This is a genomic window from Flavobacterium sp. 90 (assembly GCF_004339525.1).
Taxonomy (GTDB): Bacteria; Bacteroidota; Bacteroidia; order Flavobacteriales; family Flavobacteriaceae; genus Flavobacterium.
On record NZ_SMGE01000001.1, the window covers coordinates 6400474 to 6414608 of the forward strand.

The 14135-nt window shown below is 34.1% G+C and carries 12 protein-coding genes; 6 read left to right on the top strand and 6 right to left on the bottom strand.

Features of this window, described 5'->3' with window-relative positions:
* Nucleotides 1-184: 184 nt before the first annotated feature.
* Complete coding sequence (locus C8C83_RS26075) at nt 185-1999, bottom strand: hypothetical protein (RefSeq protein WP_121325666.1); 1815 nt, start codon at nt 1997-1999, stop codon at nt 185-187.
* Between the two features lie 687 nt (nt 2000-2686).
* On the opposite strand from C8C83_RS26075, the gene C8C83_RS26080 reads away from it, so the two are divergent.
* Nucleotides 2687-3934, top strand: coding sequence for a Shedu immune nuclease family protein (locus tag C8C83_RS26080; RefSeq protein ID WP_121325668.1), 1248 nt, complete (start codon nt 2687-2689; stop codon nt 3932-3934).
* 135 nt (nt 3935-4069) lie between these two features.
* Here C8C83_RS26080 and C8C83_RS26085 read toward each other — a convergent pair whose 3' ends face one another.
* The 5 genes from C8C83_RS26085 to dnaK all read right to left on the bottom strand — a co-directional run bounded on the left by C8C83_RS26085 (nt 4070) and on the right by dnaK (nt 9148).
* Complete coding sequence (locus C8C83_RS26085) at nt 4070-4405, bottom strand: helix-turn-helix domain-containing protein (RefSeq protein WP_121325669.1); 336 nt, start codon at nt 4403-4405, stop codon at nt 4070-4072.
* 108 nt (nt 4406-4513) lie between these two features.
* Complete coding sequence (locus C8C83_RS26090) at nt 4514-5251, bottom strand: hypothetical protein (RefSeq protein ID WP_121325672.1); 738 nt, start codon at nt 5249-5251, stop codon at nt 4514-4516.
* Complete coding sequence (locus C8C83_RS26095) at nt 5248-6507, bottom strand: site-specific integrase (RefSeq protein ID WP_121325673.1); 1260 nt, start codon at nt 6505-6507, stop codon at nt 5248-5250. Before C8C83_RS26095 ends, C8C83_RS26090 begins: the two co-directional genes overlap by 4 nt.
* The gene (locus C8C83_RS26100; RefSeq protein ID WP_121325675.1) at nt 6504-7058 is read right to left on the bottom strand and encodes a helix-turn-helix domain-containing protein; all 555 of its coding nucleotides are present in this window, start codon (nt 7056-7058) and stop codon (nt 6504-6506) included. Before C8C83_RS26100 ends, C8C83_RS26095 begins: the two co-directional genes overlap by 4 nt.
* 206 nt (nt 7059-7264) lie before the next feature.
* Complete coding sequence (dnaK, locus tag C8C83_RS26105) at nt 7265-9148, bottom strand: molecular chaperone DnaK (protein ID WP_121325677.1); 1884 nt, start codon at nt 9146-9148, stop codon at nt 7265-7267.
* Between the two features lie 370 nt (nt 9149-9518).
* On the opposite strand from dnaK, the gene C8C83_RS26110 reads away from it, so the two are divergent.
* From C8C83_RS26110 to C8C83_RS26130, 5 genes are all read left to right on the top strand, one after another.
* Nucleotides 9519-10787 carry a Na+/H+ antiporter gene (locus C8C83_RS26110; RefSeq protein ID WP_121325679.1) on the top strand — a complete coding sequence of 423 codons (1269 nt, stop codon included), beginning with the start codon at nt 9519-9521 and terminating at the stop codon, nt 10785-10787.
* 195 nt (nt 10788-10982) lie between these two features.
* Nucleotides 10983-11435 (top strand): carboxymuconolactone decarboxylase family protein, encoded by a 453-nt coding sequence (locus C8C83_RS26115; RefSeq protein ID WP_121325681.1) that lies wholly within the window; start codon nt 10983-10985, stop codon nt 11433-11435.
* A gap of 110 nt (nt 11436-11545) precedes the next feature.
* Entirely contained in the window at nt 11546-11890 is a 345-nt protein-coding gene (locus tag C8C83_RS26120; RefSeq protein WP_121325683.1) for a YciI family protein, read from the top strand.
* A 198-nt stretch (nt 11891-12088) separates the two neighbouring features.
* On the top strand, nt 12089-13318 hold the full coding sequence (locus C8C83_RS26125) for a DUF6596 domain-containing protein (RefSeq protein WP_121325685.1): 1230 nt from the start codon (nt 12089-12091) through the stop codon (nt 13316-13318).
* Between the two features lie 323 nt (nt 13319-13641).
* Complete coding sequence (locus C8C83_RS26130) at nt 13642-14079, top strand: acyl-CoA thioesterase (RefSeq protein WP_121325686.1); 438 nt, start codon at nt 13642-13644, stop codon at nt 14077-14079.
* Nucleotides 14080-14135: the final 56 nt, after the last annotated feature.

The window sequence follows — 14135 nt, forward strand, 5'->3', positions numbered from 1 at the left end:
CACCCATTCTATTTTGAAAGGTAATTAATCTTTCATTTTCTAATCCATTTCAAATATATTCTATTTTATGTTCGATAGCATTTCTTTGCTTCCTTTACCAATAAAAATGCCGCAAATTTTTAAGCTTAAAAGTTCTTCTACATCTCTTTTCTAATTATGGGGAGAAAAATCAAATTATGCACAGTTATTTTTTTAGAAGTGAAAAATATTTTAGGTCTAATCGATAAAGAGGATTTCTACCATTGATTTTTTCTTCTAGCATTTCAATAAGCTCCAAATCATTGAACGTTATAATCAGCTTTCCTTCTCCTAACAGCTCTTTTTGCTGGTCTTGAATAGACTGTTTACCCCCTAATCTTGAAAATATAAGAATGAAATTCCCTGTCTTTCCACTTAGATATTTTGTTGTTGAATGCATCGTATCGTAGTCAAATTCATCCTTATAGTTCTTAAATTCAACTATCAAAAGTTTAGCTTTGAAATCCACATTAATGCGACTCCAAAATGTTGAGGTTGATTGAAAACTGTTATGAACTATCAAATCTCTTCTTAAAGTGTCAGCTGAATTAGAAGCTTGCGTTTCTGCAATATAGGGAGCAAAGGAATCTGCAAAAAGAAATTTGAAAACTTCTGCACCAATTTTTTCATAGTTTGGCCATCCCGCCTTTCCTCTAGGACAGTTACGTAGTTCTTTAATAAGTAATTTTCCTTCATTTATTTCATTTGGTTCGCCAAATGAAATAAGATTAAGTCTTGATTTAATAAAAAGATGTATTAATTCGCTATGGTCGTTTTGAAAATATAAATCTGTTAAATCTTTTATATACTTGACTTTCACATGATTTTTTTCGAAATAATCAATAACAAGATTATCAGGTTTAGAGGTAAACATCACCTGCTTATTATACTTAGGCGAATAATTGTTTAATTTTTCCAAAGTTGATTCAAGATCTTTCTCATTAATTTCTTTCTTGTTGAAAATCTTTAAACAGTCGTAAGTGGAATCTCCGTCAATGGTCAAAAATGTATAGTCCTCAACATTGAACTTTACTTGTAAATTTCCATTTTTGATGAAAAATTTAACGAACTCAAACAATTCGTTTTCTCCAGCATGAGCCAAATAAATTGACAGTAATTCTCTATGTATGGTTTCCTTTGAGAAATTTTCATCAGAAATTTTCCAGTCGCTTTTCTTGATCCCAAACCAGGTCCATGAGCTAATTTGTTTATCAATTTTTTCGCAATTGTGTGGAGGTCTTGGAATAAAGTCTAAAATTTGTTCAGATAAATGAACTGAAGTATCGGTTGGATCTTCATACGACTGAATGCGGCAAACTACCAGATCTTTTCTCTCATCGCAAAGATAGGCTTTGATACATTTTGCACTAAAGTTAAAATAGTTCGCTGCCAAGGGATAATGTTCACTTATATAACTGCGGTAGAATGAAACTTTTTTATCTAATTGCTCTTTCAAATCTAAATAGACTGCGTGTTCTATTTTTTTGCACTTACCTTCGGTGGAATTAATGTGTATTTTATTTTTTTCAATCAATTGTTTTATCGCCTCAGAAGGATCTTCAATATTTCGCAATCTAATTCGAAGTTGCAAACCATCATCTTTTTCACCGTCCAATCGATTTATCTCTTCTTGTATTTGTTTGGGCAGATGACACGAGGAAATAGTAAGTCTATTCAAGTGATAAAGTAGTTCGCCACCATACCAAATTTTACCAGTTAAAAGAGAACAAAGCTGGTCAGCAAGGTTTAAAACAAGTGTGCTTTGCTCTTCAACTAAGTCTTTACAATCTTCACTCTGTGCAATGTCTAGACATAATTTCGGCATTTCGATCTCCAATAGCTTATAATTACTAATTTCACTTAAAAGAGCAAATAGTTGATTCTTTAACAGAACGAATCTAATAATTTCATCATTTTGAATCTTGCAAAGTGCATCAAAGTTTGAAACTAATTCTTCAAAATATTTTCGTGTTTCGGTCATATTATTATAGAGCCTTTTCCTCTGGTAGGTAATAGATTGGCTATGTAACGAAATTAAGTCGTATTTTCGGAATTGACAAGTCATTTAAGATACTAAATCAAAATACTCGGTATGCTTAAAAAAAAACTATCTAAAAATATGGCAGGCTCTTTAAAATTACAAGTAGCTTTTGAAATAAAATTTACTTATTTTCATTTTTAATGTAGCATGGCATTTCACGTTCTGAGCTTTTGCTTTGAAATCAACATTCTGGCGGATATCGTCTGCCGAAGCGGCGAAACGTGCTATATAGACTCTCGCATCAGTCACAAAAGCCTACTGGCTCTTATCATAAGAAGCAAGATCGTAATTGGCAAAAGTAAGTATCAATCACTGGCTTTCACCTTTACAAATTCGCAAGTTTTTTGTAAGAGCAAAGTAAAGTCTTCAGCCATTGCTTTTATTTTGTTAAGAGCCAATCCTCCTTTCCAATAAATAAAGAATGCGCAATAAAAAAAGTATTAACCGATAAACAGGTATATGTACTTAAGACATTATAGCAGCAATTTTATACTTTTGAAAGTCAGAGTAAAATTTTAAAAAGTACGGATTTACGTAAAATACATTCTAAATAAGAGATTTACTTTGTAAAAAGTATATTTCATTATTTACTGTTTTAAGGTAACAATACAAGATAAATTAAAAAACATGAAAGGAATAAAACTAATAGAGAATAAAAAGTTAGCTACTAAAAGCACTTTCATAGTAGAAATTAATGGCAATAAAACAAAATTTCTTGCAAAAGAAATTTTGTCAAACGGAACTATCAAATATTATCCCTTTTACGAAAAAGATGGGAAAATAGAACATAAATATAAATCAATAGTTTGCATAAGTACTGAATCAAAAACTATAATTAAATCCGGGATTTCAGTTAACGAAGCAAAAGGTTTTGGTTTCACAAGTCCTAAGGGCGTTTCTAATTTTTTCTACTTTTTTCAAGAAAAATTTCCGGCTATCAATGAAATATTAATTACTTCAAATCAGGAGACCAAAATTGAGAAAACTAAATTGATTCTTAATGTAAAAGATTTCAATGCAATAGAAAAAAGGACAGGAGGATTCGTGGAAAACAAAAAAAATGAAAGCCAGAATCTTTATCAATCTATTTTACATAAGCTACTTCCTTCAGAAATTGATTCGCCAACTAAGTCAAATTATGTAAGCGGTACGCTTCAATCATTTATTGATCGATATACTAATATAAAGTTTTCAAAAGAAGAGACTGAAGAATTAACAGATATGTTAATTAATTCAGGTTTACCGCATGAAACTTTAATTGCTGCAAAAACAGAATTTGATATTGTTTATATTGAGGACATAGTTAATGAATACAAAGAAAATTTGAAGCAGACAACAGATACACCTACACTTGAAGAAAAATGGCATCAGTTTTTTAAAAAACATACATGGATTTTTAGTCAGATTTTTTCATTTCCTGCCGTATTTCTAGGTGAAAAAGTAAATGTCGGAGGGCATAACATTACTGGAAGCAAAGATAAAATCGTAGATTTTCTGTACAGAAACAAAATAAATAATAACATCGCCTTTATCGAAATTAAAACACATTTAACCACATTAGTTGCTGCAACTGAATACCGCAATGACTTGTATCCCGTTAGCAATCAATTAACAGGTGCAATAATCCAAGTTCTAGACCAAAAAAACACGTTGCTTAAAAATTATCACACAATAGTAGGTAACGAAGCTGAATCTCTTAACTCAATTTGCGTCGTTATTGCTGGCGATACCTCAAAATATAAAAAGAAAGGACAAGGTTCTTCATTTGAATTGTTTAGATGGAGCAATAAAGATGTTCTAATTATTCCTTTTAATGAACTACTTGAAAAAATTGAAAATTTATTAGATTTATTTAAGAAGAAAAAAATTGATTAAACTTTGATTCCGCTGCAGAGAAAAAGATTCTGCATTGAATACGCTAAAAAATCATAAAAAAAATTATTCAGGATTTATAATCACGATGCGTTGCTCTAGTCCTGATTCCTTTTCTTCTTGCCGGCTATCGTCCATTTATTTATTATGGATATATTTCATTGCATCCGATTCTATTTCCTCTATTGTTTTCTTTTTCCCTCTAGAGATCCATTCCAAAAGTTCTTCTTCAAAAAAATAGAGCTTTTTACCATATTTATAGCAAGGAATTTTTCTCTGCCTCACTAGAGCATAAATTGTAGACTTTGCTTTTCCAATTAACCGGCTTGCTTCTTTAATATCAATAGGAATACTTTTTTCTTTAGATTCATATATCTGCACATTTTGAATCAAAGACTTAATTTCTGCAATTTCTTTCGCTACGAATGATACTGCTTTAGGCAGGTCTTCAAAGGTGATATTATTTATGTCCATACCTATCGTTTTTAATTGTTATGGCACAAATGAAAAAAGTGTTTTTGCTGTGTCCCATTTCACAACAAAAACACTTGAAAAACACAGTGCTTTTACAACTTTTACACTTTAAGGACTAGTAAAATTTTCAATAATCTTTATAAGTCCTTTCTGTTCATCATCTTTGAGATGCGTTTTAATGCTTTGCTCTTCAACATCTTTTAGAGCCTCAGCAAAGGTTAGTTTTAAAAATTTCGCGGCTCTGTCCTGTCTGCTTACTTTAAAATAATTCCATATATTCCAGCCAAAATGATACAAATCAAGATTGGACAGATCTACTACTTTTACTGGCTTAATATTTTCGAAATTTATGCCTTCAGCATATATGATTATATTCTTAACCAACTGCTTCAAATCATTATCCGCCGCATACAGCGCGAACTCCAGCTGCGTATAACGAATGGCAATATCAATTCTGGTCTGTTTCTGATTTTTGACTGCATTCTGCCTCTCTTCCCTTATCTGTTCAATATCCCTGGCTAAATCTTTATTTTCAGACAATTCGGTTTTAATTAAAACATCCTTCTGCTCCTCTGGGTCTTCATTTGGAGTGAGCCTTTCAGGTGATTCATTTTTTTCTCTCTGCAAGAAACGATTCAGTAATCTCTCAGCCAATTCGTTTAGAAATAAACTTAGAATTGCAAACATTAAAACTCCAAATCCAGTGCTGATCCAAAAGAAAACGCCGGCTGTATATTCATCCGCCCCTTTTTCCAGCAGCACCAGTCTTCCGATTGCGCCGATAAAGACACAGACTAAAAAAACAGACAGGTAAACTGCAATATATTCGAAATACTTTATTTTCATTGCGCTTTTTTCTTTAAAGATTCCAATTGTATTGCTTCTGATGCTATGTTTTTCTTCTCATCTATTACTTTTGCATAGATTTGGGTAGTTTTTACGTTGGTATGCCCCAGCATTTTGCTGACTGTGTAAATGTCTGTGCCGCTCGATAGCTGAAGTGTTGCAAATGTATGGCGGAAGCAGTGGAAGGTAATATTTTTTTTAATGCCTGCTGATTCAACCCACTTTTTAAGAGGGCGTGAAATCCACGACGGGTCCGGCAAATCCTCAAAAACAAGCTGCGCGGGAAGCCGTGGTTCACCGCATAGCTGAAAGGCCTGCTGGGAAATAGGCATATATTCGACACCTTTTGTCTTTTTCTGCGTAAAATGCAGCTTAGCCATACCATCTTCCAGACTTATCTCTTTCCAGCGGAGTTTCTGAATGTCGGAGTGCCTCAGACCTGTAAGGGCTGAGAAAAGTGCGGCTCTTTTAAGGACGTCTTTTTCGCAAGTCGTTGATGCCAGTACATTCAATTCTTTAATGGTCAGATATTCACGTCTTGACTCCTGATCCGGAATGCCCTTTATTTTTGAAGATAAATCAACTGTTAGATATCCGTCGATAAAGGCCTGTTTTAAAGCCGCTTTAAAAATAGAGAAATACCTTGCCGCAGTGTTGCGGGACAAGGTTCCTTTTTTGCCTCCTCCGAGCGGAGCGCCCAGCAGAAACAATTTAAAATCTTCCGCCATTCTGCTGTCAACCGCGGAAAACATCAGGGTACCTTTGGAATAGCTTTTTAAAAATTCTTTGGTCCGCTTCCAATTGATCTGAATGGATTTTGAACCTTGGGCGTGTCTCTTAGCCGCCACAGCAGCTAGATATTTAATAAAATCCTCTTTTCCTTTCTCTTTCTGTTCAGCCAATAAGTTATCAGCATCACTGTACAGATCTATATTATCGTATTCCTTCTGCCGGATTTTACGCACTCCGTCAGCATATAGCATTATTTCACGGTCGTTTTCGCTTCTGCACATTATTATCCCGTTATCGCTGCGTCTGGGTTTGTAGGATTTAGTTCCGTCTGCATCTGTCCGGGCAGCTCTTTTCTTGTCCCACTCCACAGTTGTTACGGCTCTATTTAAATATTCACGGATTCTCTGAGGAGTTTTCTTTCCGGAAACCTCAACAGGATAGCTTTCTATGTAAACATACCATTCATTTCGTTCTTCTGCCTTTCGAAGACGAACAGTCACTTTGGTTTTTGCTAATTGTTTCATATAAATTCATTTCCGTTATACAAATTATCAATTTCCATTTTGGGGGCATACACATACTTTCCGATCTGTCTGGTAGGGATTGAATATTTTCTGATATGGCTGTAGACAGAACCTTCAGATATTTGAAATCTCCGAGCTATTTCGCCGATTGAATAGCAGTCCTCTTTTTCAAGGCTGTATAATTTTTTCTTCGGTCCGCTTTTTACCTGAGGCAACCTTCGTGCAGGGCCGAACATCTCTTCCATAACTGTCCGGTCTATTCTTATAAGGCGGGCTCCAAGATTAACTGAAGGAATTTTTCCCTCACTGACAAGCCGGTAAAGAGATTTATTGTGAATGCCAAAAAGCATGCCAGCTTCAGGAACAGAAAGAAATACCCTGTTCTCGGGTATTTTATCCGTAAGCGCTTTGAGTTCCTCTTCAATTTTAAGCCGTTTCATCTTCAGCTTGTATGCTTTTTTACTGCATAGATGGGAGCAGTAAACAGAAGTGACGGTTTTAGGAAGAAATTCCTCCCCGCAGTTAAGACATTGTTTATTCGTTCTTTTCATCGTCTTTGTCTCCTCATTAAGGTATCATAAGGGTACTTAAGCCCCACTTTGTCTCCTTTTAAGAGACAGATACAAATATGGTACAAATATATGATAAAAAACGATTATAAAACAACAGAATCAAAAAAGGACCAAAAACAAAAAGCGCTGTAAACATAATATTTACAGCGCTTTAGCACTTATTGTTAACTGATGTTAATCAGTACTTATTTGACTTCTTCGAATTCAACGTCTTCAACATTGTCACCTTGCGATTGCTCTTGTTGAGGAGCTGCTTGTTGACCTTCACCACCTTGAGCGTACATTGCTTCTGTAGCTACTTTCCAAGCTGCATTTACATTGTCTAATCCTTTTTGGATTGCTTCAAGATCTTGAGATTGGTGAGCAAATCTTAATTCAGTTAAAGCAAATTCGATAGCTGTTTTTTGATCGTCTGTTAATTTACTTCCCAATTCTTTCAATTGACTTTCAGTTTGGAAAATAGTACTATCAGCTTCGTTCAATTTCTCAGCTCTTTCTTTAGCTATTTTGTCAGCGTCAGCATTAGCTTCAGCATCTTGTTTCATTTTTTCGATTTCTTCAGCTGTTAATCCAGAAGAAGCTTCGATACGGATATCGTGAGATTTTCCTGTTCCTTTATCAGTAGCAGTTACTTTGATGATACCATTAGCATCAATATCAAAAGTAACCTCGATTTGAGGAACTCCTCTTGGTGCTGGTGGAATACCATCTAAGTGGAAACGACCAATAGTTTTGTTATCAGCAGCCATTGCTCTAGCTCCTTGCAATACGTGAAGCTCAACAGATGGTTGAGAATCAGAAGCAGTAGAGAATACTTGAGATTTTTTAGTTGGAATAGTTGTGTTAGACTCAATTAATGTAGTCATTACACCACCCATAGTTTCGATACCTAAAGAAAGAGGAGTTACATCAAGTAACAATACATCTTTTACATCTCCAGATAAAACTCCACCTTGAATAGCTGCTCCAATAGCAACAACCTCATCAGGGTTAACACCTTTAGAAGCTTTTTTACCAAAGAATTTTTCAACTTCGTCAGCGATTCTTGGCATACGAGTAGAACCTCCAACAAGGATTACTTCGTCAATATCAGATGTAGATAAACCTGCATCTTTCAATGCTTTAGCAACTGGTTCCATAGAACGTTTTACCAAAGTATCAGATAATTGCTCAAATTTAGCTCTAGATAATTTTTTCACTAAGTGTTTTGGTCCAGAAGCAGTAGCAGTTACGTAAGGTAAGTTGATTTCTGTTTCAGCAGAAGATGACAATTCAATCTTAGCTTTCTCAGCAGCTTCTTTCAAACGTTGTAATGACATTGGATCTAAACGTAAATCAATACCTTCTTCAGTTTTGAATTCGTCAGCTAACCAGTCAATAATAACTTGGTCAAAATCATCTCCACCTAAGTGAGTATCACCATTTGTAGATAATACTTCAAATACACCGTCTCCTAATTCAAGAACAGAGATATCAAAAGTACCTCCTCCTAAATCGTAAACAGCAATTTTTTGATCAGTTCCTTTTTTATCTAATCCGTAAGCAAGTGCAGCAGCAGTTGGCTCGTTGATGATACGCATAACTTTAAGACCTGCAATTTCTCCAGCTTCTTTAGTAGCTTGACGTTGTGCATCGTTAAAGTAAGCAGGAACAGTAATAACCGCTTCAGTTACAGTTTGACCTAAATAGTCTTCAGCAGTTTTTTTCATTTTTTGAAGAGTCATTGCTGACAATTCTTGAGCAGTGTATAAACGACCGTCAATATCCACACGTGGAGTATTGTTGTCACCTTTTACAACACTGTAAGGAACTCTTTTTGCCTCTTCTTGAGTTTCAGCAAAAGTGTGTCCCATAAAACGTTTAATAGAAGCAATCGTTTTTGTAGGATTCGTTACCGCTTGTCTTTTTGCAGGATCTCCCACTTTAATTTCTCCACCTTCAACAAAAGCGATGATAGATGGCGTTGTTCTTTTTCCTTCTGCGTTAGGAATAACAACTGCTTCGTTACCTTCCATTACGGAAACACAAGAGTTCGTCGTACCTAAGTCAATTCCGATTATTTTACCCATTTTTTATATATTTAATTTTTGATATACATTTTATAACTCAGGTGGCATAAGTCAATCTTTGTGCCAATATAAAAAACCAAAGTAAATTGTCAGTTTTAATATTGGCACGACAATAATCATCTGACAACATGACATTTTTTAAGCCTGACAATCATGGCATATCAGGACTTTACGTGTCATTATCAGGAGCTATTTCCTGCTATTCACTCTATCTTTTATGTCGAACCCCGCCATAAAAGGATGCCGTTTCTATCAGGGCTAGGGCAATTATTTCCATAAAAAAATCATCTTAATCTAGTGTTTTAATGACTTTCAATGTTTTCAATTAAAACCCGAAATACTTATATTAGCTTCTTCAAAATTTATTTTAATGGAAAACTACAGCATCATTATTTTTATTCTATTCATTGTAATTGGTCTCTCTGCCTTTGCTGATAAAGCAAAATTGCCCTATCCGATTCTCCTTGTAATTGTTGGAATCGCAATTGGCTTTATTCCAACTATGACCGAAATAGAAATTAATCCTGAAATCATTTTCCTAATCTTTCTGCCTCCATTATTATATGATGCTTCATTTAATATTTCACCCAAACACTTTAGAAACAATCTTGGTACAATAAGCACATTAGCAATACCACTTGTATTTCTCACCACATTTTGGATAGCCGTTGTTTCACATTATATGATTCCCGGCATGACCTGGTCATTATCATTTACACTCGGAGCTATATTGTCAGCTACAGATGCCGTTGCTGCAGTAAGCGTAACAAAAGGCCTTGGAATACCCGAAAAAACCATTACCATACTCGAAGGCGAAAGCCTAATTAATGATGCTTCTGCATTGGTTGCTTATCGTTTTGCAGTTGCAACTGTAACAGGTTCAGCCTTTATAATATGGAAAGCAACATTACAATTTGTACTCTTATTAGGAGGCGGATTTTTAGTAGGTTTTATCATGGCTAAAATCCTAGCTTTCATTCTTACAAAAGTCCGTAAAAATATAAATGTAACTGTTAGCTTTATGTTATTAATGCCATTTGTAACCTATTTAATTGCAGAACATTTACATGTTTCCGGAGTGATTGCAGTCGTATTTTTAGGATTGTCAATTTCACGTTTCAGCAAAAAAATCTTTCCGGAAAGCTTAAAAAACAATTCAAAAAACCTTTGGGACGTTATTATTTTTATTCTCAACGGATTAATCTTTATCCTTATTGGTCTTAATTTTAGATATATCCTAAAAGACATTGACAATGATATGATTTTCCCTTATATAGGTTATGCTGTAATTATAACGATTGTTGCATTGTTAACCCGAATGGTTAGAATATTTTTTCAAAAAACAAACTTGCAGAAAGCATTTCAAAACAATGACAAAAAAAGACGAAAAGTTAGCGAACATTCTTTACTCGATTCTAAAAACAGTCTTATCATTAGTTGGTCTGGAATGCGCGGAATCGTTTCTCTTGCGATCGCTTTAGGTTTACCCAAATTACTTCCGGACGGAACACCTTTTCCCGAACGAAATTCTATAATATTCATTTCGGTAATGGTTGTATTATTGACAATCGTCGGACAAGGATTAACGCTTCCCTGGATCGTTAAAAAAACAGGCATAAACGAGCCAAAACCCGAATAGCATCATTCTATTCCATTCTTTTTGATTTTATTTCTAAAAAAACATCTTCAAAGAACTCAATATTTACAAGGCTTCACAAGCTTTTCAAATAAAAAATAAAAATATTTTCAAAAAAAGATAAAAATTTTGTCCAATTCTGAAACTTCGATTGTTATTCCATTATAACAACATTTATAAACATTAAATTTAAACAAAATGGAAAATCGAATTAACATTCACGTAAAAGGACAAGAAGCAATCAAAACACTTTATCCAGTTGGCGGATATCTAAAAAAATCACCTCTTGAACAATCTCTTATCGAATTAGTTCTTTTTAGAGTTTCACAAATCAACAAATGTGCTTATTGTCTGGATATGCATTATAAAGATGCGCGTCACAAAGGCGAAACTGAACAACGTTTATACGGATTAAGCGCCTGGAGAGAAACTTCATATTACACAAACCGCGAAAGAGCAGCATTTGCATGGGCAGAAGCTTTAACAGCATGTGATGTTACAGATTCTGTTTACAATGAAACCGCAAAAGAATTTTCGGAACAAGAATTAATTGATTTAACTTTAGCAATCACAAACATCAATACCTGGAACCGTATTAACCTTGCTTTTCCTAATGAACCCGGAACTTACAAAGTAGGTTTATTTGGTTAATTAAAACTTTATCGATCGCTTTTTCAGATTGATTTTAGATAAAAGATCAATCTGAAAAAGCGATTTAAAAACATCAAAAGAAAATTTTATAACATTCAAAAAATAATATCATGAACGAATTTTTATTAATATTTCGTAGAGATTATATCACAAAAGAAACACAGCCTTCGCCACAAGAATTACAAGATTCTCTTAAGTTATGGCAAGATTGGCTGGGCGGAATTGCAGCGCAAGACAAACTAGCGAGACCTTTACAGCGCTGGGATGGTGAAGGAAAAATAGTAACAACAAACAAAAGCGTAATCAACGGACCTTATGCCGAAATCAAAGAAGCAATTGGCGGATTAATTATCATCAAAGCCACAGATTATGACGAAGCCGTGACAATTGCAAACGGATGTCCGATCTTAGATCAGGGCGGAAATGTAGAAATACGCATGGCAGTTACAGTATAAAATATAGATTATTTTTTTGCCACGAATTTCACTAATTTACACTAATTAGCTTTGGCAATAAAAAACTATTAAAATTTAATTAATTCTATTTTAGGTCAGTAATAATCAAAAAAAAATCCTTTTAATCTGTGGCAAAACAACAGCAACAGAATTCGTGAAAATTCGTGAAATTCGTGGCAAAAAATAAAACAAGTCCTCATGGAAGAAAGCCAACTTTTACCCAATTTATTTAGAACAGAGTACCGAAAAATAGTTTCGGTGCTCTGTTACTTATTTGGAATCGATAATATCGAAATTGCCGAAGACATTACAAGCGATACATTCCTCGCCGCAACCGAATTATGGAGTCTAAAAGGAATTCCTGAAAATCCAACAGCCTGGCTTTATACTGTAGCCAAAAACAAAACCAAAAATTACCTCAAACGGAATACTGTTTTCGAACAAAAGCTTTCCGTAGAAATAAAACATACCGCAAATAAATCTGAAGAAATTGAAATCGACTTGTCAAACAAAAACATAAATGACAGTCAGTTAGCCATGATATTCACGGTTTGCAATCCTGAAAATTCCGGTGAAGCACAAATCGCCTTGGCATTAAATTTATTATGCGGATTTGGGATTCAGGAAATTGCCGACGCTTTTTTGACCAATAAAGAAGTCATTTATAAAAGAATCAATCGCGCCAAAGAAAAACTCAAAGAAGCCAATATTAAAATTGAACAGCCAACCGTTTCTGAAATCAATAATAGATTAGAAAATGTTCTGACAACGTTGTATTTATTGTTTTCTGAAGGTTATTATTCGACCTCACAAAATACTATTCTACGAAAAGATCTTTGTGCAGAAGCCATGCGATTGACTTTTTTATTGATCGAAAATCCAACAACCAACTTACCTTCCGTAAATGCTCTGCTTTCTCTAATGTGTTTTCATAGTTCGAGATTTGACGCCAGAACTAACGAAGATGGAGAAACAATTTTGTATCAGGATCAGGATGAAACACTTTGGAATCAGGAATTAATCGAAAAAGGACAACATTATTTAGTTAAAGCATCTACAGGAAACCATCTTTCAAAATACCATCTTGAAGCTGGAATTGCTTATCGGCACACCCAAAAAGAAGACACGCCCGAAAAATGGCAAAACATATTACAACTTTACAATCGCCTTCTTATTTTAGAATATTCGCCTATTGCAGCTTTAAACAGAACCTTTGCTCTTGCCAAAACCAATGGCAAACAAGAAGCTATTATCGAAGCCGAAAAACTAAATCTGACCAACAATCCTTTTTACTTTTCTTTATTAGGCAATCTTTACACTGATATTGACAATAAAAAAGCCATACAAAACTTTGAAAAAGCACTTCAAATCACCAATTCTCCTGCAGATAAAGCAACAATAATCAAAAACATAAATTCAATTAAATAATATTGATTTTAATCCATGATGATACCATCTTTGTCAAAGTTTGAAACTTTGACAAAGATTACCAATATAATCCGTATTCATAAGCAATTACGTGTAGTCTCTATGAGACATTTTTGTGCGTCATCTTTATTTTTTCTACCAACATCTAACCTCTATGAGGTATATTAAGCTTTCAAAAAAAATACTATGCGCGAATAATACTTTATGCATTTCTGTCCTCGATTTGCTTTTTTATTTGTAATTTCGGTTTTCTGAAAATGATTGTTTTCTGAAGAAATAATCAATACAAAACATTCAGAATAAAATTAAAATACAAGTATAAAATGGCTTCATTTATTAAAGAAATCTCATTTCGTTGGTCAGATCTTGACCCAAATTTTCACGTTCGTCACAGTGCATATTATGATTTTGGTGCGCAACATCGTATCGAAATCCTCGAAGAACTTGGCCTGACTTTAAGAGTGATGCAAACGCAAGGTTTTGGTCCTGTTTTGTTTAGAGAAGAATGTGTTTTTAGAAAAGAATTAAAACTTTCAGATAAAATATTCCTTCATACCAAAACTTCAAAAATGAAACCTGATGCTTCGCGTTGGTCAATCATTCACGAATTTAGAAGAGAAGATGATACACTTTGTGCAGTAATTACAGTTGATGGCGCGTGGATGGATACCAAATTACGCAAATTAGCTTCTCCAACACCAGAAATTGCTGTTGAAGCTTTGAGTATATTTCCAAAAAGCGATGATTTTGTTGGATTATAAAAACAAACTTCATTTTTCTTAACTTTATAAAATCCAAAAAACTATAATTCAAAATA

Excerpts from the sequence above, each read along its gene's own strand:
- C8C83_RS26075 (WP_121325666.1), bottom strand. The coding sequence starts at position 1,999 with ATGACCGAAACACGAAAATATTTTGAAGAATTAGTTTCAAACTTTGAT.
- C8C83_RS26080 (WP_121325668.1), top strand. The coding sequence starts at position 2,687 with ATGAAAGGAATAAAACTAATAGAGAATAAAAAGTTAGCTACTAAAAGC.
- C8C83_RS26085 (WP_121325669.1), bottom strand. The coding sequence starts at position 4,405 with ATGGACATAAATAATATCACCTTTGAAGACCTGCCTAAAGCAGTATCA.
- C8C83_RS26090 (WP_121325672.1), bottom strand. The coding sequence starts at position 5,251 with ATGAAAATAAAGTATTTCGAATATATTGCAGTTTACCTGTCTGTTTTT.
- C8C83_RS26095 (WP_121325673.1), bottom strand. The coding sequence starts at position 6,507 with ATGAAACAATTAGCAAAAACCAAAGTGACTGTTCGTCTTCGAAAGGCA.
- C8C83_RS26100 (WP_121325675.1), bottom strand. The coding sequence starts at position 7,058 with ATGAAAAGAACGAATAAACAATGTCTTAACTGCGGGGAGGAATTTCTT.
- dnaK (WP_121325677.1), bottom strand. The coding sequence starts at position 9,148 with ATGGGTAAAATAATCGGAATTGACTTAGGTACGACGAACTCTTGTGTT.
- C8C83_RS26110 (WP_121325679.1), top strand. The coding sequence starts at position 9,519 with ATGGAAAACTACAGCATCATTATTTTTATTCTATTCATTGTAATTGGT.
- C8C83_RS26115 (WP_121325681.1), top strand. The coding sequence starts at position 10,983 with ATGGAAAATCGAATTAACATTCACGTAAAAGGACAAGAAGCAATCAAA.
- C8C83_RS26120 (WP_121325683.1), top strand. The coding sequence starts at position 11,546 with ATGAACGAATTTTTATTAATATTTCGTAGAGATTATATCACAAAAGAA.
- C8C83_RS26125 (WP_121325685.1), top strand. The coding sequence starts at position 12,089 with ATGGAAGAAAGCCAACTTTTACCCAATTTATTTAGAACAGAGTACCGA.
- C8C83_RS26130 (WP_121325686.1), top strand. The coding sequence starts at position 13,642 with ATGGCTTCATTTATTAAAGAAATCTCATTTCGTTGGTCAGATCTTGAC.